Source organism: Neobacillus sp. C211 (assembly GCF_051842875.1).
Taxonomy (GTDB): Bacteria; Bacillota; Bacilli; order Bacillales; family Cytobacillaceae; genus Neobacillus.
The window spans coordinates 34,457-54,155 of sequence record NZ_JBPXRO010000004.1; the positions used below are offsets into that span (position 1 = coordinate 34,457).

Consider the following 19,699-nt stretch of genomic DNA (forward strand, 5'->3'; position numbering starts at 1 on the left):
TGAAAGCGAGGGACAGTCTTATGAAGGAAAACAAAATCTATGAAACTGATATTGTTGTAGTAGGGGCAGGGAATGCAGCAATGTGTGCTGCAATAGCTGCACGGGAAAATGGTGTCAATGTCATTGTGCTTGAAAAAGCTCCAGAGGTTGAAAAAGGGGGCAATAGCACCTTTACCCATGGCTCTATTCGTTTTGCCTACAAGGATGTCAATGAGTTAAAGCAAATTATGCCTGACCTTACACAGGAAGATATAGACATGACAGATTTTGGTTCCTATACGGAGGAAGAATTTTTTGATGATATGTGCCGTATAACGGAATATCGTACCGACCCAGAGCTTGCTTCCCTCTTAACAAGTAAAAGCTTTGAAACGATGAAATGGATGCAGTCCCATAAAGTCAGGTGGGTGCCGATTTACGGTCGCCAAGCCTTTAAAGTGGATGGTATCTTTAAATTTTGGGGCGGAATGATTGTTGAATCTGTTGGTGGAGGTCCAGGGTTAGTCGGTGCACTCCACGAGGAAGCCGAACATTTAGGTGTTCAAGTATTATTTAATGCGATGGCGACCGAACTCATTCACGATGATGATGGAGTACATGGGGTCGTTTTTAAGCATAATGGACAAACAACAGAAGTCCATGCGAAAGCGGTTATCTTAGCATCGGGGGGTTTTCATGCCAACCTGGAAATGAGAACTCGATACTTAGGTCCCAATTGGGATTTAGCTAAAGCAAGAGGGAGCCGTTTTAATACCGGCGAGGGCATTCAAATGGCGCTAAATATTGGAGCTCTTGCAACTGGAAACTGGTCAGGCTGTCATTCAGTTGGTGGAGATCGTTATTTACCAGAATTTACAGAAGGGTTCCAAAAACTCAGCTATCCGTTCGGAGTTCTAGTAAACGCCGAAGGAAAACGGTTTGTCGACGAAGGGGCTGACTTTCGCAATTATACCTATGCGAGATATGGGAAATTAATCCTCAAGCAGCCAGGACAATTTGCATGGCAGATATTCGATGCTAAAGTAGCCGGGCTTCTACGTGACGAATATCGGGGAAGAAAGGTAACAAAGGTGAAAGCGAATACCTTAGAAGAATTGGCTGATAAGCTTGACGGTGTGGATCAGGAAGGTTTTTTAAAAACGATAGCGGAATACAATGAGGCTGTCCGTAAAGATATACCATTCAACCCCAATATTAAGGATGGCCGTTGTACAGATGGGATAGCGGTAAGAAAATCCAATTGGGCAAATACCCTGGATCAAGGTCCATTTGAAGCATATGCCGTTACGTGCGGGATTACCTTTACTTTTGGCGGCTTGAAAATAAACACCAATACGGAAGTGCAAGACGTATTATCACAATCGATTCCAGGGTTATATGCTGCTGGGGAACTGGTAGGCGGCCTATTCTACTTTAACTACCCTGGTGGTGCTGGATTAATGGCAGGGTCGGTTTTTGGCAAAATTGCCGGTGAAAATGCCTCACGCTTTATTTCCCAAGTGAAAGAAACAGAGGAGATGTTTTGAAGGTATAAATAGGGGAGATATAAAAATATACAAAAAATTGAAAAACTTAGATTTTTTACTATTTAGGTAGATCCATTTATATTCATTAAAATAAACGTGTTGATAAAATGAAAAAGGGGTGCAAAATATGGTAAGCAAAGTATTGGATGAAAACAAGGCTGATTTGAACCTGTTATTAAAAGGGGCAGAAAAGGTTGGGAAAATTGCCGAATCGGAAGCACTAGAAGCAGACCAAAACAAAACGGTTTCAAAAAATGTCATTGATGCGATAAAAGAGGCACGATTATCTAAGTTGTTATTGCCAAAAAAATATGGTGAGCCACAAGTAGATTTAAGAGAATATTCCCAGATTATTCGAACGGTTGGAAAATATAATACTTCTGCTGCTTGGTTAACCTTTCTATATTCCATTCATAATAGTTTAGTAGCATTTATGACGAAAGAGGGAGCAGAAGAAGTGATAAATCAAGGAGGATTAATTGCCGATATTTTTGCTCCTATAGGGAAAGTGGAAAAGGATGGGGACGGTTTTCGGATTACAGGTAAGTATAGTTTTGTAAGCGGAATCTTATATAGTGACTGGGTGGCTCTTGCAGTGAAAATGAAACTGGGTGACAGTGAAGAGACTGAACTATGCATGCTAAATATACCGATATCTGATGTGGAAATAGTAGAAAATTGGGATACGTTAGGACTAAGAGGTACGGGAAGCAACCAGGTCATTGTCGATAATGTCTATGTTCCAAAGCACCATCTAATACGGCTTACGGTTGCCGATCGTACTGGCCGACCGCCACAGGGTTATGATAAAGACTATCCTCTTTATGATGTTCCATTTTACTCATCCTTTTGTGTCGGATTCCCAATGGTTGCATTGGGTGGTGCTGAGCGCCTACTGCAGGAATATAAGCACCGTACGGAAAAGCGGGTACGAATGGGAGGAAACTCCGCTAAAGATTCCCGTCATCAGGGAGTATTGGCTGAATTAACAATAAAATATTATGAATCAGAAGGTCTACTAGACAAATATATTTCTTTATTGGAAAACTATGAAATGGGAAAAGAAGATAAGCGTGGTGAATTCGCTGCGATAAGGGCAAAAATCACAAAGAACGTAACGGATATTGCGGTAAAGGTTTTATTGACACTTGGCGGATTTTCCATGTTTAAAGGAGATCCAATTGAAATATTCGTACGCGATCTTTTGGCAGTATGCACCCATCGATCCAATCTTTATGAAGACTCAGTTGAAGCGTTTGGAAAGACACAATTTGGCTTTGATGCTTCGATTAATGGGTAATAAGGAACAACATCATAAAAAAGCACCTAAAACTCTTTTTAGGTGCTTTTTTATGGATTTAAAATGTAAAAAAGTTATTAAATGTGTAAATTAAATACCTCTTTAGATAAAAACCAATAAAAATTGTCTAAAAACTACGTTAACTCAAACGATTTTTACTCTAGATTGAAGTTGCTGAATTTTCTAAAATTACCTTATAAAACAAACTAAACTTAAAAAATAACTAAAATAGATGACCAAATTAAATTGGAAAGGAAGAGATGCAATGATGACGAGTACTATTTTGGATGTACAGACTGCGGCACAGGAAGTAACAGTATAAATATGAAAGATGTTTTTGTTCCAGATCACCGGGTTGTATCCTTTACAGATGCCATTGCTGGAAAGTTTCAATCTGATCATTTTCGAGATATTCCACTCTATAATACAGCACTATTCCCTGCGCTGGCGATGTCAATCGGTGTTCCGGGCTTAGGAATGGCGAAGGCTGCTTTAGAATTATTCATGGAAAAATTGCCAAATCGAAGAGCGGCGAATTTGGGGGTTGAATACCTAAGTGATGCTGTTACCACTCATCATCAAGCTGCAGAAGCATCGCTAAAAATTAAAACCGCTGCCATGCACTTTTATCAAGTCGCTGACCGCCTTGATGCTTGCGCTGTAAGTGGGGAGTACATGAGTAAATTTGAAAGAGTCAAAGCATTGGCCAATATCGGCTATGCGGTGGAATCTTGTAAGGAAGCCATCGATATCTTAATCCTTGCAACGGGGTCGGCCTATGTGGGCAATGGGAACCCGATGCAAAGAATCGGACGTGACTTTGCTGCCTTATACACCCACAGAACAGTTTCGCCAATTACATCCAAAGAAAACTTTGGCCGAGAATTATGTGGTCATTCAAGCAATACGAAAAATATTTAATAATGATTGAGGCTTAGGTTAAATGATTAGGAGGGAACTGCATGGAAACGATTTATTTGAACCCGGAAAATCTAGCGGACTATCAGCAAAAAGCAAGCCTCAGCGTCATGGCCCTAGGATTTTTTGATGGTATTCATAATGGACACCGTGAAGTGATTAAAACAGCTTTTCAGATAGCAAAAGAAAGGAATCTTTCACTATCTGTGATGAGTTTCTTTCCACATCCGAAAACAGTTTTATCCAATGGAAATATACATGTTGATTATCTGATGCCGCTTTCAGATAAGGAAAAAATATTCTGTGAACTGGGGGTCGACATATTTTATATCGTTGAATTCGATAGTGAATTTGCGTCGCTTTCCCCGGAAAAGTTTGCAGCTAAGTATTTAGTTGATCTTGGTGTCGTCCATGCAGTTGCCGGCTTTGATTATACCTATGGTTTTCGTGGAGTTGGAAATATGGACCGCTTGATAAGTGATTCAGGCGGGATCCTCGAAGTGACGAAGGTAGATAAAGTGGAATACCAGGGGGAGAAAATTAGTTCAACCTGCATTCGTGAAAAATTGGCAAGTGGAAATATTGAGGATCTATCAGCATTTTTAGGACGTCTCTATGAAGTGGCATGTGAATGGGACGGTACTTCACTAAGAGTAAGGCCTCATTATACATTGCCTGCTCCGGGAAAGTATGTAGTAACGGTAAGAGGAGCAAATCAATCACAAGTGCTAGAAATGATTGTTACAAAAGAAAAAGAATTGATTCCGCTAAAATCTTTTTCAGAGTTAGCCGCCAATAATAATGGTGTTCTTTCTATCATTTGGCACGAACAAATCCTCGGAAAAGTGAAAAATTCTTCTCAAGAGCATGGGTGGATTCAAGGAGTTGTTCAAATCGGATAACCAGAAGTTTTAATAAAAGATAATTTTAAAAAAGGGGGGCTATAAAAGGTGAATAAAACGAAAGAATTCCAAAAACTATTACACCAACCTGGTTCATTTATTCTACCAGGTGCTTATGATTTAATGTCTGCTAGATTAATAGAAGAAATCGGCTTTCAAGCGATATACGCCACTGGTGCTGGAATATCCAATGCTCAATTAGGGTGGGCGGATGTAGGCCTGACTTCCTTAAAAGAAGTGGTTGACATTGTAGCAAGGATGACGGATGTGACGTCGATTCCGATTGTCGTCGATGCCGATACAGGCTTTGGTAATGCGATTAATGTTATCCGTACTGTAAGAGAGTTTGAGAGAGCAGGTGTAGCAGCGATTCAAATGGAAGACCAGGTTTCACCTAAGAAATGCGGCCACTTCAATGGGAAAGATGTTATTTCAAAAGAAGAAATGGTCGGGAAAATCAAAGCTGCTGTTGACACTAGGAGAGATGAAAATCTAGCAATCATCGCCCGTACGGATGCATTAGCCGTAAATGGCATGGAAGATGCATTGGACAGGGCAAATGCCTATGCGGAAGCTGGAGCCGACATTATTTTTGTTGAAGCGCCGACAACGCTGGAACAATTAAAGCAAATTACCGGCTCATTAAAAGGGATACCACAGGTAATAAATCTGGTAGAAGGCGGTAAAACCCCGCTTATTTCTTTGAAAGAGGCCGAAGAGATTGGTTTTAAAATCATGCTTTGTGCAAATACTGTCCTCCGCTCTGCCATCAAAGGAATCACAGAGTCGTTAAGAATATTAAAAGCCGAAGGTTCACATGAAAATGTTCACGAGTTAATTTGTACGTGGGAAGAGCGACAATCACTCTTTAAACTCAATCAGATTAAAGAGTGGGAAAACAAGTATGGAGAAAGCCAGACATTAATTAAAAAGTGATTTTACTTTTTTAATAAATTAAGAACTTTAAAGGAGGACTTAGTTGTGGGGAGAGAAGTAGATTACGACATCGTAGTCATTGGATGTGGAGTTGCCGGGACCTCAGCCGCATTATCTGCCGCTGAAACGGCTAAAAAGGAAAATAAGAACTTAAAAATAGCTATTCTAGAACGAGCTGATTATGACCATAGGGGTGGAAATTCTCGTTGGACTGCTTCCTATATGCGGATGAAAAATCTCGATGAAGTTGCTGATAACTTCGTAGAAGACATGCTGGCTTTTTCAGACAACTATTCCGATCGGGAGTACATAGAAACTCTCGCCAAAGAGGCTGGCAGCACACTTCGCTGGGTCCAGGAAAAAGGGGTTGAGTTTGACTATCTGCCAACAATGTTTTTGACCGCATCAAGGCCACGTTTGCTTCCAGTAGGCGGCGGTCGTGCCATCGTTGACACACTATCCCGCCGTGCAGGTGGACTTGGCGTAGAGATTATTTACGAGGCCACTGCTTGGAAATTACATCTTGATGACGAGGGCGTAGTGAATGGACTAATGGTGCGTGTCAAAGGTGGAACCTCACTTCAATTAAAAGTGGGAGCTGTTGTGTTAGCGTCAGGTGGATTTCAGGGAAATCAGGAGATGATGGCACAATATGTTGGCAGAGATGCTCATAAAGTTCGGACAGTAGCCGACGGTGGATTGTTTAACAAAGGTGAAGGAATCCGGATGGCAATGGAGCTAGGGGCAAAAACTGCTGGTCAATTTGATTCTTTCCATGCTGAACCGGTCGACCCAAGAAGTAAACGGGAAGAGGCTGCTGTAATGACATACCCTTACTTTATTCTAGTCGATCAGAATGGAAATCGTTTCGTTGATGAGGGGAAAACAACAGTCGATGAGCAATATGAAGAGGTTGCACGGACAATATTCCACGATCTTCCCGGTCATATTGCCTATATGATCGGCGATCAAAAGATGTATGAAATTCCAAACTATGAACGAGCTGTGGAAACCGATAAACCGGCCATTGTTGCTGATACGATCGAAGAACTGGCGGAGAAGATAGGCGTGCCTGTCGGCCAATTAACGGCTACGGTTGAATCCTATAACGCTGCTGTTCAACCGGGTGAATTTCATTGGGATAAAAAAGATGGAAAACAGGCGATTGGAATTACGCCGCCAAAGTCCAATTGGGCGATTCCGATTAATAAGGCTCCGTTTATCGCCTATCCAATTATCTGCTCCAATGTTTTCACCAACGGTGGATTAGCTACCGATACGAATGGGCGTGTTCTGTCTCAAGATCATGATCCGATTCCAGGTTTATATGCAGTCGGTGAAACGGCTGGTCTTTATTACGGGAAATATCCGGGCGGGACATCTGTGCTAAGGGGTCTTGTGTTTGGCCGCCGTGCCGGTGGTCATGCTGTTGCTTACGTAACTGATTCAAAGAAACTAGAGGTTTAAGTAGAATGGTTTTCTTGAGAAAGGGTGAGGTTTTTTGGAATTAAAAGACAAGGTAGCCTTAGTAACAGGGGGAGGCAGAGGGATCGGCAGAGAGACCTGTATTCTCCTAGCGAAACAAGGCGCTAAAGTTGCTGTTTTTTCCGACAATGAATCTGAAAGCAAAGAAACTGCTGCCTATATTTCTGAGGTGGTTGGGAGCGAAGCAATCGCCCTTACCGGGGATGTTCGTTCAGAAGAGGATATAAATCAAGCAGTCCAGACAACACAAGAAAGTTTGGGTTCGATTGATATATTAATCAATAATGCGGGTGTCATGCTCCTTAAGCCGTTCCATGAAATGACGGTTAAAGAATGGGACTTTGTACAAGATGTTAATAATCGTGGAGTCTATTTATGTACTCGGGCAGTCGTGCCGCAAATGATGGAGAAAAGACACGGTGTGATCATCAATCTATCGTCGATTTGGGGAACAAAAGGCGGTCCCGACAGAAGTGCCTACATTGCTTCCAAATACGCATGTCTCGGATTTTCCAAAGCACTGGGTGAAGAATTAAAGCCATACAAAATTAGAGTGAATGCGGTCTGTCCAGGTCCAGTAAATACAAAGATGATGGATGATTTTGATGTGAATAAAGACAATTGGCTGCATCCACGTGACCTTGCTAATGTCATCGTCGATTTATGTTTACCAAAAAGTGTCGCTGTCACTGCTACCGCAATTGAAGCATTTGGTTACGGACGACCTGTCAATTTATAAATATTTCTAAAAGTTGAAAGGGGAAATCATAATGGAAAAATTAATTCCAGCTATTGAATCAAAAAATATCAGTCTAGCACTTGCGAATAAAATGATAGAGGCGGCACTTGTTAAGGGAAAAGATCTAGGTATGCCGTTTAGCATCTCAATCGTTGATCGCGTGGGGAACCTAAAAGCGTTTGCTGCTATGGACGGTGCGCCAGTATTAAGTTTGGAGATTGCACAAAATAAAGCATTTTCTGCTGCCACCTATAATAGAGCTACACACGAATGGTACGACAGACTGAAGGATGATCCACCATTGTTGCATGGGATTGTTCACACTCCAAGATTGATTATTTTTGGCGGCGGTTATCCCATCAAAATCAATAACGAACTGATTGGCGGTGTTGGGGTTAGTGGCGGACATTATACTCACGATATGCAGGTTTGCCAGGCAGCTTTAGAAGTGCTAAATAACCTAGAGTAAGAGGGTGTTGATGGATGGAAACCTATGATTTGATTATTTTAGGCGGCGGACTAGCGGGGATGTGTGCTGCTGTTGATGCAGGTGAAGCGGGTGCACACGTCCTGCTCCTTGAGAAACAGGATGAACTGGGCGGAAGTACGGTTCTTAGCTCAGGGTATATAGCCTTTGCGGGAACAGATATGCAAGAGAAGGCAGGTATCATCGATTCAACCGAGGCCTTATTGGCGGACATGATTGAGGTCGGCGGTGGGGTGAATGAACAGGCACTAGTTGAAGCCTATGGCCAGCACCAATTAGAGACATATAATTGGCTTATTGAGCACGGTGTTGAGTTCCGCTCACTCGAAGCTGTTAGCGGTCACAGTGTTCCCCGCGGACATATTATTGACCCACACCAAGCGATTCAAACACTAAACCGAAGGGTTAAGCAGATGTCAAACGTGACCATTCGATTTAATGCTCCGGCACGAAGACTATTGAAAAATGACGATGGTCGGATTGATCGTGTTTTATATGTGGCCGAAGGGGTAGAGCAATTTGTGCATGCCTCCAAAGGGGTAATCATAGCATCAGGAGGGTTTGCAAAAAGCGAGGATCTTTTAAGGCAGTTTGCCCCCCAATTAAAGGGAGCATTAAGGATTGGCGGCCGTGGAAATCATGGGGATGGAATACGGATGGCATGTGAGCATGGGGCCTGGTTAAAGGATTTACCATACCTGAATGGGACCTATGGATTTCATCCTACAGCTGCAGGACCAGTAAAGTCTCAGGGGTTAGCCTTCTACAAGGGTGCAATCATGGTCAACCAATTTGGTAAACGGTTCGTTAACGAGTCTATTTCTTATAAACTATTAGGAAAGGCCGCTTTCGAGCAGCCTGATCAAGTAAGTTTCCAGGTTTGGGACCAAACTGTTATGGACAAGAGTGTTCACGATGACCCTCTCTATGATTTGGAATTACTGAAGCGGCGCAGGCTTCTATATCAAGCGGACACATTGGAGGATTTGGCTGACTGTATTGATGTACCACTTGAAGTTTTGGAAGAAACGATCTCCAGATACAATCAAGGAATTGAGGATGGAGAAGATCCTGCATTCGGCAGGAAGTCATTAACACATAACTATGGAAAACCAACACCAATTGAGAAGGCACCATTCTATGCATTTGAGTCGACAGTCGCGATGCTGGCAACTTATGCAGGGCTGTCTGTGAACACAGCGGCACAAGTGGTGAATCCATACGATGAGCCCATTTCAGGATTGTTTGCAGCCGGAGAGGTGACTGGTGGATTCCACGGGGCAGGTTACATGACTGGTAGTTCTTTAGGGAAATGTGCGGTGTTTGGACGGATAGCAGTCCAAGAGGCATTGAAAGAGGTAACAGTAAAATAATTGAATTGCATGGGCGTGGAAAGGCTCAGATTAGGATTCGCTCATGGAATGGGTGAATTCGCCCATAAATCTAAAAAATTCGCTCATAAGATTGGTGAATTCGCCCATAAAATGGTTAAATTCGCTCATAAAATTGGATTCGCTGATAGAACTGTGAAATTCGCTGATAGAACCTGAGAATTCGCTGATTTAGCTTGAGAATTCGCTCATAGACTATTAAATTTCACTAACAAACGATGAACTTACGCAAAAATAAACATGGGTACACTTTTTTGAAACAAATCTAATAACAAAAACGAACTTTTTATATATATTTTCGATAAAAGCTCAAAAAGGAGGTAAATTTTATGAAAATCTGGCATCAGAGCCTAACCACGATTGACCGGGTTCCTCAATACCGAGATGCAATCATGAACCATGTGCGGAAGATTGCACGACCAGACGTGGAGGTCGTTCTACATGGCATGTCTGAAGAAACATATCCCACACATTACCCCGGGCATTTTATTACTCATTCCTACCTGCAGAACTTGCATCGGGAGCAGTTCGTTCGTGCTGCATTAATGGCTGAAGCCGCAGGATACGATGCGATGTTTATTGGGACCATTCCTGACGTTGGTCTTTTGGAGGCACGCACGCTCGTTGATATACCCGTGGTTGGTTATGGGCAAGCCTCCTTCCATATGGCATCCATGCTTGGAGACCGTATCGGAGTAGTCAATTTTTTAACCCCATTGGCAGACGAACTTAGACAAAACGCCGCCCGGTACGGCCTCGGCGAAAAGCTCGGACCTATTGTTCCGCTGGAGTCAGGCTTTGATGATGTGCTCGCAGGCTTCAATAATCCTGAGCCAGTTATTGCGGCATTTCGAAGAGCAGCCGAGACTGCCATCTCTCAAGGAGCCGATGTGATTGTCCCAGGAGAGGGGCCGATGAACGTTTTCCTTGCAACCTTCGGGATTTCAAGGATTGGTGACGTTCCTGTCGTTGACTCATTTGGTGCCGGAATCAAGATGTGCGAATCACTAGCGGACCTAAAAAGAGTATCAGGAGTTTATATGACCCGGCGCGGCTACTACAATTCAAAACCACCAGCAGAAGCGGTTGCAAGATTACGAGAAATGTACGGATTAGACCCATACCCAAATCCTAATAACCAGCGAGGGTTAGCAGTAAGAGCAGGAGTAGAAGTAAAAGGTTAACCAAAAAAAAGACAAGAGGTGAACTAGAGATGCATATTGTCGTATGCCTAAAGCATGTTCTTGATCCGGAAATTACTCCACGTTATTTTCAAATTGACCCAGAGACCAATCGTCCGGTGAATGGAGATTCCGACATGGTTTTGGACTCTTTTGCCGAGAACGCGCTTGAATTGGCTATTCAACTTCGAGATAAAACACCGGGTGCTACGGTGACTGCCATCTGCCTGGGTGACGAATCATCGGAGGAGGTACTGCGCAGAGCCTTTGCATTCACGGCTAATGCTGCCGTACGAATTTGGGATTCGGAGTGGGAAAATCTCGACGGTCAGGCCGTTGGACATATCCTTGCGCAAACTATCAAAACCCTTGGTGGTGCGGAGCTTGTGCTGACCGGATATCAAGCAAGTGACATTGAGGAAGGTCTTGTGGGACCAGTAATGGCAGAAGAACTTGGGTTTCCTTGTGTGACGCTTGTCTCCGAACTTGAACTGTATGAAGATAGTGTGAAGTCTACTTGCGAAGCAGAAGGCGGTTATACTGTGGCGAGTGTTCCGTTTCCAGCTGTTTTTACAATTATCAGTTCTGAGGCAAATGTCCCTCGCCTCCCTAAGGTTAAAGATATCCGACTTGCGAGGAGCAAGCCAATTACTCGATTTGAATCAGATGATATTGATTTTGATCATGTGCGGTGTCAGCCGGGCGTTAAATTGGAGCGGGCCTACGTCCTAAACAGAGATGTCAATTGCGAAATCCTTTCTGGCAGCGATGGCTCAGAGCTCGCAGCTGAATTGACTGACAAGCTCTTGGCACTGAAGATTTTATAGGAGGTAGCAATTATGTCCAAAATCCTTATCTTTACAAATCAGCAAGAAGAATCACTAAGCTCGGGTGCAAAGGAAACACTGGCATTCGGCAATCGTTTGGCAAGTGCTACCGCCGGAAGTGTGGAAGCTGTCTTGGTTGGACCCGCGACTGCGGCTGGTGCAAAGGAAGCAATTGCCTTTGGAGCAAGCAAAGTATATACCATTAATAATCCTCTACTTTCTGAATATCAAGTTGAACTGTACGTAGATAGCCTCTTTACAGTGTTCCAACAGTCTGGTGCTGATGTATTACTCCTTTCCTTTGATAGGATGGGAAAGGATCTAGCAGGTCGACTAGCCACACGCATTGGCGCATCTGCCATAACAGAGGTGACTGATTTTAGAACTGAAGGCGGAAAGCTGACATGGGTGCGCCCAATTTATGGTGATAAAGCATATGGGGAGTATTCAACTACACGACTTAAGGTGGTTGTTGGCATTCGCCAAAAGAGTCAGGAACTAGCTGTACCTGATCTAACGCGCATAGGTGAAATTATTTCTGTTGATTACTCCGTTCCAGAGGCAGTTGTTTTAACCAAATTGGTGGTGAAGATTCAGTCGGCCTTGTCAGATATCCGTCTTGAGGATGCTACAATTATTGTCTCCGGCGGTCGAGGTCTTGGCGGACCTGAAGGCTTTCAAGATTTGCAGTCCCTTGCAGAACTACTGGGCGGGACAGTCGGTGCTTCAAGGGCAGCATGTGACGCTGGATGGGTTCCTTCTAACCTGCAGGTAGGACAAACGGGGGCTGTTGTTGCTCCAGACCTTTATATTGCGGTCGGAATATCCGGTGCCAGCCAGCATCTAGCAGGCATTACCAGTGCGAAGACCGTTGTTGCGATCAACACAGATTCAGAAGCACCCATTTTTAAACGGGCCAATCTCGGTATAATCGCCGACTACAAGACAGTGATACCAGTACTTACGGAAAAACTGAAAAAGGTCCTTGTTTAAGGAATACACATCTAAAAGATTCATAGTCCTATTTTAAGTCCTCATTTTGGTGGGACTTATTTTTTGTTTTCTGAAAATTTGGTACAATAGGGTTACCAAAATTTTATATTCAACCTACGAATGATAGAAAGGAGTATTAATGATGGTTTTAAAGCTTGAAAATGTTTCTTTATTACGAGAAGGAAATTGGATTATACAAGATATAAATTGGAAGATTAATAGAGGAGAAAACTGGGTTTTATTTGGATTAAATGGCTCGGGTAAGACAGCCATATTAAATTTAATAAATGCCTATTATTTCCCGACAAAAGGAAAAGTAACTGTACTGGGGATGGAATTTGGGAAAACCTATCTAAGTGAGAAACTGCGTAAACAGATCGGATTTGTCTCTTCATCCCTTCAGGAAAAATTTCATCCAGGGGATAATGCGTTTGAGGTTGTCTTAAGCGGTGCCTTTGCTTCTATCGGTCTTTACGAAACTCCGACAGATGAAATGAGGAAAAAGGCTGTTGAACTATTGGAGACACTTGGTTGTATAAGGTATGCGAACCGAAATTACGAAAAATTATCACAAGGAGAAAAGCAGCGTGTCTTAATTGCTCGTGCGTTGATGGCTGAACCTTCTTTGCTCATTCTCGATGAACCTACGAATGGATTGGATTTTATCGCGCGCGAACAGCTGTTAGAATCGATTGAAAAAATTGCAAAAAATCCCGGTGCTCCGACATTGATTTATGTAACACATCATATCGAAGAGATTTTACCAGTTTTCACTAAAACCTTATTACTAAAAGAGGGACAAGTTTTTGCAGATGGAAAGACAAGTGAATTGATATCTAGTCAAAAACTAACGGCGTTTTTCAATCTTCCTGTTCAGGTGGAGTGGAAGAACAACAGACCGATGCTTTCTAGACTACAGGTTGATGAGAAAGATAAACTCAAGGCCTATTGATGATTGAAAAAGGCGCATGAATCATTCATGCGCCAACTTTGAGTAATTCGAAAAGCGGAGGTAACTACCTTTTCATTTTGAGTGAAACTGTATAAAACTTCACAGTTTTTATGAAGATTGTAGTACACCGTCGTAATGACCTTTACTTATGTGAATTGCGTGGATCCGAATGCTTGTCCGATATTATTGGGCAATTTTAGCAACTTACAGCAGGATTTGAAATCTTTTAATAAGGCCAAAATGTATGCAAGGATAATAGGGTTAGAAAAGCATTTTTTTAAGAAAAAAGTATTGAGAGTTATCGCAGGAAAATGTATGATATGGCAAAGATAAAGAACTTTCTGATCCAAAGTTAGTAAAAAAAAGCAGCTATTAGCTAAGAATTAGTAATGATGCAATATTTGAAACTCATGCTCAATGAATCTTCCAATCATTGAAATGTAAGGGCTTTTATAAAAAATAACACTAGTGATTTTAGTAAACAGAATACATAAGTTGATAGTTTTTTGAAAGGGGATTCATAATTGAAAAAGCTATTACAAATCTATGCCTTCTTATTTTTCGTCTACTTTCTTTACTTATATAACTATCATATTAATGAGTCGCATATATCCCAACTAACACAAGGAGAAGGACAGGAGGAATTTAGTGAGAAGTACGTAATGGTTACATTCCAGTCAGGAATTGATTATTGGAAGAGCTCTTTAAAAGGGTTTGAGGATGCAGCTCAGAAATTGAATGTATCAGTTGAATACCGGGGTGCAACGCAGCATGATATACATGAACAAATTACTGTGATGGAACAGGTGATTGCCAAAAAGCCTGCGGGAATTGCGATATCCGCTATCGACCCTGACGCATTATCTAAAACTTTTGAAAAAGCACGGGAGATGGGTATTCCTGTAGTTTTATTCGATTCAGGTGCTGCATCGGACAAGGTGTCTTCTTTTTTGGGGACCGATAATTATAAAGCTGGTATAACGGCTGCTCATAAGTTAGTTGAATTAATTGGTAGAAAAGGAAAAGTGGCTGTCATTACATCTCCCAATCAATTAAATCATCAGGAAAGAACAAAAGGATTTTTAGACACAATTAAGAAAGAAACCACTGGGGTAGAGGTGATAGCAGTAAAAGATGGAAAGGGGGATCAGCTTGTTTCAAGCAAGGTCGCAATGAACCTCTTAAAGAAGTATCCGGATTTGAAGGGTATTTTTGCTACTGAGGCCAATGGAGGGGTTGGGGTCGGTGAAGCCGTCAGTCTTCTCAAGAAGAATCAAAAAGTGAAAATAGTAAGTTTTGATACAGATAAACAAACTCTGGATCTGATTAAAGATGGTACCATATCTGCAACCTTGGCTCAAGGTACCTGGAGGATGGGTTTTTGGTCTTTACTTTTTTTATTTGATCTCCAACATAAAAATTCTCCAATTAAAAAAAGTGAATTTTCCGATAAACCTCCAATGACTTCATATGTTGATACAGGGATTTCTATTGTTACTAAAGAAAATTTAGAAAATTACTATGCAAAGTGAGCCGCCAAGAAAATGAGAGATTCGAAGAAATTGGACAAAAAAAATTTTTTAAAAATAAGCAACCTTCCAATCCGATTTAAGTTAATTGTTCTTTTAATGTTAATCAGTATTCTGCCATCTATTGGTCTAGGGTTTCTGACAGGATGGACAGTAGACCGCATTATAGAGAGACAAGTGAACCAAAATACACTGCAGTTAATTGGTCAAGTCAATAAAACACTGGATTTCTATGCCGGTAACATGCAAAATATGAGTTATTTGATATCTTTTAACCCGGGAATTAAACAATTTTTGTACGAGAAAAAAAGCCAGCAAAGCCAAGGGGTAAATGATGATTATGAGATACGAACATTTCTGCAAGGGCTTACAACATTGTATCCAGAAGTAGCAGGCATTCTTGTGGTAAACAGCAATGGTCAGTACATCAGTAACGACATGTATACCCGCTCGATGAAAAGCCTCACTGAAGAGTCGTGGTATCAAGCTGCTGTGAAAAGTGAAGGGATTTTCAAAATCTTAGGGCACCCATTCAGCAGAAACATAACTAGCCATATACATTACAAGGATGACGAAGTTGTATCAGTTGTACGAGCAATTTTAGACCCTGAAACCCAGCAAGTGAAGGGTGTAATATTAATTGATATGAAGCTCAGAGTAATATCGGAAGCGACAAAAGATGTTCGCTTAGGTAAAACAGGTTATTTAATGGTGATTGACGATAAAGGCGAAAATATCTACTCACCATCCGAGCCCTTTCTTAACGAGATTCCTATTGAGTGGCTCCATTCGAATGAATCCGGGAATTTCTCTAAACAAGTCAAAGGCAATAAGCTTCAATTCATATATAGAAAATCTCCTTTTACTGGTTGGACAACTGTGGGTGTATTTTCTACAAAAGAATCGGTATTAGAGGTAAGGGAAATTCATTTTTATGTGATTAGTTTTGTCTTCTTCGTTTGTTTGTTTGGCCTTGGAGCCTCCTATTATTTATCCTATTCTATATCAAGACCAATCAGGCAACTCATGTCGTTTATGCGTAAAGCGGAATCTGGAGATTTGTCTGTCCGTTACAAAGGAGAACGAATGGATGAAATCGGGTTACTTGGCCGCAGCTTTAATACGATGCTTGTACAAATAAATAAGCTTATAACACTAAATGAGCTGCAAGAGCGTCAAAAACGTGATGCTGAACTACGAAGTCTACAGGCTCATATTAAACCTCATTTCCTATACAATACGCTAGACACAATTCATTGGCTGGCCCGAAAAAAAGGTGCTGTAGATGTTGCTGAGGTGGTAGAGTCATTATCAAGACTTTTCCGCATTGGGTTAAGTAAAGGTAACGATATAATTCCTCTAAAAGAAGAAATGGAACATATTAACAGTTATTTGAAAATCCAAAAAGCCAGATATCAAGATAAATTAAATTACACCTTAAATATTGATTCCAATGTTGAAAAGATCAATGTATTAAAGCTTGTATTACAGCCAATCGTCGAAAACGCCATATATCATGGAATCAAAGAAAGGAGAGGGCCTGGTCATATTATCGTAAAAGCAGAAGAACATGAAGGAAATATAGTTTTCCATGTAATGGATGATGGGAAGGGAATTCCTCCTGAAAAGCTTGAAGCTCTAAGAAGTAAATTGGGAACGTTATTTTCTCAATCTCAGCAATATAAAGGAAGTGAGAATTTCGGGTATGGGATGCTTAATGTCCAAGCCAGAATTAAACTGACTTTTGGTGATGCCTATGGTATATCAATTGATAGTGAATTAGGTAAGGGTACAACAGTGAAGGTTGTCCTTCCTGCCATCAGAGAAAAATGAAGCGATGAAAGAGTTCGAAAGGGGAGCAAATTGTGTGCTAAATCATTGGAATGTATTGATTGCAGATGATGAGCCGATAATACGTGAAGGAATTCGTGAATCAGTAGATTGGCAAGAGCTTCATATGAAGGTTGTAGCGGAAGCGGAAGATGGAGAAGAAGCATTCGACCTTGCCATCGAATATACAGTAGACATATTGCTGGTAGATTTGAATATGCCAATTATGGATGGGTTGACTTTAATTAAACATGTACGAGAGAGTTTGCCAAACTGTAAAATAATAATTATTTCAGGTCATGACGAATTTACATATGCCCAAGAAGCATTACGCTTAAATGTTAATGATTATATTCTCAAACCCGCAAATCCTGATCAATTACAAAACGTCCTACAGAGTATAAGAAAACAATTGGAAGAAAGAGAACAGCAAAGTGAGTACTTAGCATTAGCGAAAGACCAAATCATAAAAAATATCCCTCTCTTACAGCAAAATTTTTGTCAGGAATGGATAAAAGGGAATATGACAGAATCTGAAATTATTAAACAACTAAAATTCTTACATTTGCCTCTAGAATGCCCGAACCAGTTTGGTCTCATCCAATGTCATGAAATTTATATCAATAAACCTTTATGGAATGAAAATAATAAACAATTATTTAATTTTACTGAAGATATCGTTGCTGAAGCACTTGAACCCTTCCAAAAAGTTGTTTTTCGTGATCCTTCAGGGTTTATATCAGTTTGTATTTGGGGAAATGTACAAGAAAATCTCGAACTATTGTTGTCAAAGAAATTAAAAAATTATTTGAACACGACACCGAATATGCACTTTGAGCAAGTTACTGGAGAAACATTTGCGATTTCTGAAATTTATAAACACTGCGAAACAATGATGTTTGAAAATTTAAAGATCTCACCGATCGTCCGGCGTGCGAGATCCTATCTTAGTGAACATTTTTCAGAAACAGATTTGACATTGGAATCATTGGCACAGTATCTGCAAGTATCCCCTGTTTATCTAAGCAGAATTATGAAGAAGGAATTAGGTACTTCTTTTGTTAGTATGATTACAAATATGCGTATCAGCAAGGCTATTATGCTGCTAAACTCCACAGAACTTTCTATTCTTGAAATTGCCGGAAAAGTTGGATATGACACACAGCATTATTTTAGTACTGCATTTAAAAAAGTAATGGGTGTATCTCCCAACCAGTATCGAAAAAGTGCAGGTTTTTCAAGTTCGATTTTTAGTAAAGAATAGGAGTAATATAGTTTAATTAGCCAAATATGAATGTACTATGGGACAGTCCAAATAAATCATTTGGACTGTTCTATTTTGTTTACGGGGAATTTCGAACAAAAAGTGCTTTCAAGCCTAGAGAGTGATTTTTGTTTTTTTTAAATGAAGTTTTTTTGAAAGCGCTTCAAGTTAAGTTGTATTTTTATAAAAATAGTTGTTTTATTGAAAAGACGAAAAAATGACAGGGTGATATATTCATAGCAAGTAATAAAACTTTAACTATGAAAAAACAAAAGGGGCGATTCAGATGAAAAAGTTGTTGTCAGTAATTATGTTAATTACATTATTATTTTCGTTGGCAGCATGTGGAAGTAAAAGTACAAGTGGAGATAGTGGATTTGTAGGACTTGCGATGCCTACAAAGTCATCGGAAAGATGGGTAAGTGACGGTCAAAATATGAAAAAAGAATTTGAAAAGTTAGGCTATAAAGTGGACTTGCAATATGCAGAAGACGTAGTAGAGAATCAGGTATCTCAAATTGAGAATATGATTACGAAGGGTGTAAGCGTTTTAGTAATTGCGTCAATTGACGGTGAAGCCTTAACAGATGTTTTAGACAAAGCAAACAAGCAAGGAATTAAAGTCATTGCATATGATCGTTTAATTAAAAATAGTAAATATGTCAGCTATTATGCAACATTTGACAACTTTAAAGTCGGTGTTCAACAAGGCACTTATATTGAAGAAAAATTAGGTTTAAAGGCAGGAAAGGGCCCATTTAATATCGAGTTGTTTGCAGGATCACCAGATGATAATAATGCCTATTTCTTCTTTGATGGGGCAATGTCCGTATTAAAGCCTTATATTGAATCGGGGAAATTAGTCGTAAAAAGCGGTCAAAAGTCATTTGAACAAGGTGCCACATTAAGATGGGACGGTGCAGTTGCACAAGCTAGGATGGATAATCTATTAAGTGCCCACTATACCACTGACAAGGTAGATGCCGTTTTATCACCTTATGATGGAATCAGTATCGGAATCATATCATCTTTAAAAGGAGTTGGTTATGGATCAGCTACTAAACCACTTCCTATTATTACTGGACAAGATGCTGAACTAGCTTCTATTAAATCAATAATAAAAGGTGAACAGACACAAACAGTGTTTAAAGACACAAGAGAATTGGCTAAAAAAGCTGTTTCTATGGCTGATGCCGTTTTAAAGGGCAAAAAAGCTGAAGTAAATGATACCAAAACGTACGACAATGGTAAAAAAGTCGTTCCTTCATATCTGCTAGAACCGGTTTCAGTTGATAAAGCAAACTATGAATCTGTCTTAGTTGACTCTGGATATTACAAAAAGGAAGAACTAAGTAAATAATTAGTGATTAAAATGATTTAGTGACAGTTAAAGAACCGTCACTAAATCATTTTATAAAATTGCGAGGTTGTGGTGAAAC

General features: G+C 40.6%; 17 protein-coding genes. All 17 read left to right on the forward strand.

What is annotated here, in order from left to right; all coding sequences use genetic code 11:
* Positions 1 to 20: 20 nt before the first annotated feature.
* Entirely contained in the window at positions 21 to 1,526 is a 1,506-nt protein-coding gene (gene tcuA / locus ACSU6B_RS05350) for an FAD-dependent tricarballylate dehydrogenase TcuA (RefSeq protein ID WP_410883388.1), read from the forward strand.
* Positions 1,527 to 1,653: 127 nt separating this feature from the next.
* Positions 1,654 to 2,826 carry an acyl-CoA dehydrogenase gene (locus tag ACSU6B_RS05355; RefSeq protein ID WP_410883390.1) on the forward strand — a complete coding sequence of 391 codons (1,173 nt, stop codon included), beginning with the start codon at positions 1,654 to 1,656 and terminating at the stop codon, positions 2,824 to 2,826.
* Between the two features lie 324 nt (positions 2,827 to 3,150).
* The gene (locus ACSU6B_RS05360) at positions 3,151 to 3,747 is read left to right on the forward strand and encodes a hypothetical protein (RefSeq protein WP_410883392.1); all 597 of its coding nucleotides are present in this window, start codon (positions 3,151 to 3,153) and stop codon (positions 3,745 to 3,747) included.
* 41 nt (positions 3,748 to 3,788) lie between these two features.
* Positions 3,789 to 4,646 carry an adenylyltransferase/cytidyltransferase family protein gene (locus tag ACSU6B_RS05365; protein WP_410883394.1) on the forward strand — a complete coding sequence of 286 codons (858 nt, stop codon included), beginning with the start codon at positions 3,789 to 3,791 and terminating at the stop codon, positions 4,644 to 4,646.
* Positions 4,647 to 4,694: 48 nt separating this feature from the next.
* Positions 4,695 to 5,582, forward strand: coding sequence for an isocitrate lyase/PEP mutase family protein (locus ACSU6B_RS05370; RefSeq protein WP_410883396.1), 888 nt, complete (start codon positions 4,695 to 4,697; stop codon positions 5,580 to 5,582).
* 45 nt (positions 5,583 to 5,627) lie between these two features.
* The gene (locus ACSU6B_RS05375; RefSeq protein WP_410883398.1) at positions 5,628 to 7,049 is read left to right on the forward strand and encodes an FAD-dependent oxidoreductase; all 1,422 of its coding nucleotides are present in this window, start codon (positions 5,628 to 5,630) and stop codon (positions 7,047 to 7,049) included.
* A gap of 34 nt (positions 7,050 to 7,083) precedes the next feature.
* Positions 7,084 to 7,806, forward strand: a complete 723-nt coding sequence (locus ACSU6B_RS05380) for an SDR family NAD(P)-dependent oxidoreductase (RefSeq protein WP_410883400.1) — start codon at positions 7,084 to 7,086, stop codon at positions 7,804 to 7,806.
* 31 nt (positions 7,807 to 7,837) lie between these two features.
* Positions 7,838 to 8,275, forward strand: a complete 438-nt coding sequence (locus ACSU6B_RS05385; protein ID WP_410883402.1) for a GlcG/HbpS family heme-binding protein — start codon at positions 7,838 to 7,840, stop codon at positions 8,273 to 8,275.
* A gap of 14 nt (positions 8,276 to 8,289) precedes the next feature.
* Complete coding sequence (locus ACSU6B_RS05390) at positions 8,290 to 9,666, forward strand: FAD-dependent oxidoreductase (protein ID WP_410883404.1); 1,377 nt, start codon at positions 8,290 to 8,292, stop codon at positions 9,664 to 9,666.
* Between the two features lie 347 nt (positions 9,667 to 10,013).
* Positions 10,014 to 10,868: an aspartate/glutamate racemase family protein gene (locus ACSU6B_RS05395; RefSeq protein ID WP_215010181.1), complete on the forward strand. Its 855-nt coding sequence runs from the start codon at positions 10,014 to 10,016 to the stop codon at positions 10,866 to 10,868.
* A gap of 134 nt (positions 10,869 to 11,002) precedes the next feature.
* On the forward strand, positions 11,003 to 11,692 hold the full coding sequence (locus tag ACSU6B_RS05400) for an electron transfer flavoprotein subunit beta/FixA family protein (RefSeq protein ID WP_410883727.1): 690 nt from the start codon (positions 11,003 to 11,005) through the stop codon (positions 11,690 to 11,692).
* Positions 11,693 to 11,704: 12 nt separating this feature from the next.
* Positions 11,705 to 12,685: an electron transfer flavoprotein subunit alpha/FixB family protein gene (locus ACSU6B_RS05405; protein WP_410883406.1), complete on the forward strand. Its 981-nt coding sequence runs from the start codon at positions 11,705 to 11,707 to the stop codon at positions 12,683 to 12,685.
* Positions 12,686 to 12,827: 142 nt separating this feature from the next.
* Complete coding sequence (locus ACSU6B_RS05410) at positions 12,828 to 13,637, forward strand: ABC transporter ATP-binding protein (protein ID WP_410883729.1); 810 nt, start codon at positions 12,828 to 12,830, stop codon at positions 13,635 to 13,637.
* Between the two features lie 524 nt (positions 13,638 to 14,161).
* Positions 14,162 to 15,169 (forward strand): substrate-binding domain-containing protein, encoded by a 1,008-nt coding sequence (locus ACSU6B_RS05415; RefSeq protein WP_410883408.1) that lies wholly within the window; start codon positions 14,162 to 14,164, stop codon positions 15,167 to 15,169.
* A 12-nt stretch (positions 15,170 to 15,181) separates the two neighbouring features.
* Complete coding sequence (locus ACSU6B_RS05420) at positions 15,182 to 16,999, forward strand: cache domain-containing sensor histidine kinase (RefSeq protein ID WP_410883410.1); 1,818 nt, start codon at positions 15,182 to 15,184, stop codon at positions 16,997 to 16,999.
* Between the two features lie 34 nt (positions 17,000 to 17,033).
* The gene (locus tag ACSU6B_RS05425) at positions 17,034 to 18,260 is read left to right on the forward strand and encodes a response regulator transcription factor (RefSeq protein WP_410883412.1); all 1,227 of its coding nucleotides are present in this window, start codon (positions 17,034 to 17,036) and stop codon (positions 18,258 to 18,260) included.
* A 286-nt stretch (positions 18,261 to 18,546) separates the two neighbouring features.
* On the forward strand, positions 18,547 to 19,620 hold the full coding sequence (gene chvE / locus ACSU6B_RS05430; protein WP_410883414.1) for a multiple monosaccharide ABC transporter substrate-binding protein: 1,074 nt from the start codon (positions 18,547 to 18,549) through the stop codon (positions 19,618 to 19,620).
* Positions 19,621 to 19,699 lie beyond the last annotated feature (79 nt).

Coding starts and splice junctions, on each gene's coding strand:
- tcuA (WP_410883388.1), top strand. CDS start 21: ATGAAGGAAAACAAAATCTATGAAACTGATATTGTTGTAGTAGGGGCA.
- ACSU6B_RS05355 (WP_410883390.1), top strand. CDS start 1,654: ATGGTAAGCAAAGTATTGGATGAAAACAAGGCTGATTTGAACCTGTTA.
- ACSU6B_RS05360 (WP_410883392.1), top strand. CDS start 3,151: ATGAAAGATGTTTTTGTTCCAGATCACCGGGTTGTATCCTTTACAGAT.
- ACSU6B_RS05365 (WP_410883394.1), top strand. CDS start 3,789: ATGGAAACGATTTATTTGAACCCGGAAAATCTAGCGGACTATCAGCAA.
- ACSU6B_RS05385 (WP_410883402.1), top strand. CDS start 7,838: ATGGAAAAATTAATTCCAGCTATTGAATCAAAAAATATCAGTCTAGCA.
- ACSU6B_RS05390 (WP_410883404.1), top strand. CDS start 8,290: ATGGAAACCTATGATTTGATTATTTTAGGCGGCGGACTAGCGGGGATG.
- ACSU6B_RS05395 (WP_215010181.1), top strand. CDS start 10,014: ATGAAAATCTGGCATCAGAGCCTAACCACGATTGACCGGGTTCCTCAA.
- ACSU6B_RS05400 (WP_410883727.1), top strand. CDS start 11,003: ATGGTTTTGGACTCTTTTGCCGAGAACGCGCTTGAATTGGCTATTCAA.
- ACSU6B_RS05405 (WP_410883406.1), top strand. CDS start 11,705: ATGTCCAAAATCCTTATCTTTACAAATCAGCAAGAAGAATCACTAAGC.
- ACSU6B_RS05410 (WP_410883729.1), top strand. CDS start 12,828: ATGGTTTTAAAGCTTGAAAATGTTTCTTTATTACGAGAAGGAAATTGG.
- ACSU6B_RS05420 (WP_410883410.1), top strand. CDS start 15,182: ATGAGAGATTCGAAGAAATTGGACAAAAAAAATTTTTTAAAAATAAGC.
- chvE (WP_410883414.1), top strand. CDS start 18,547: ATGAAAAAGTTGTTGTCAGTAATTATGTTAATTACATTATTATTTTCG.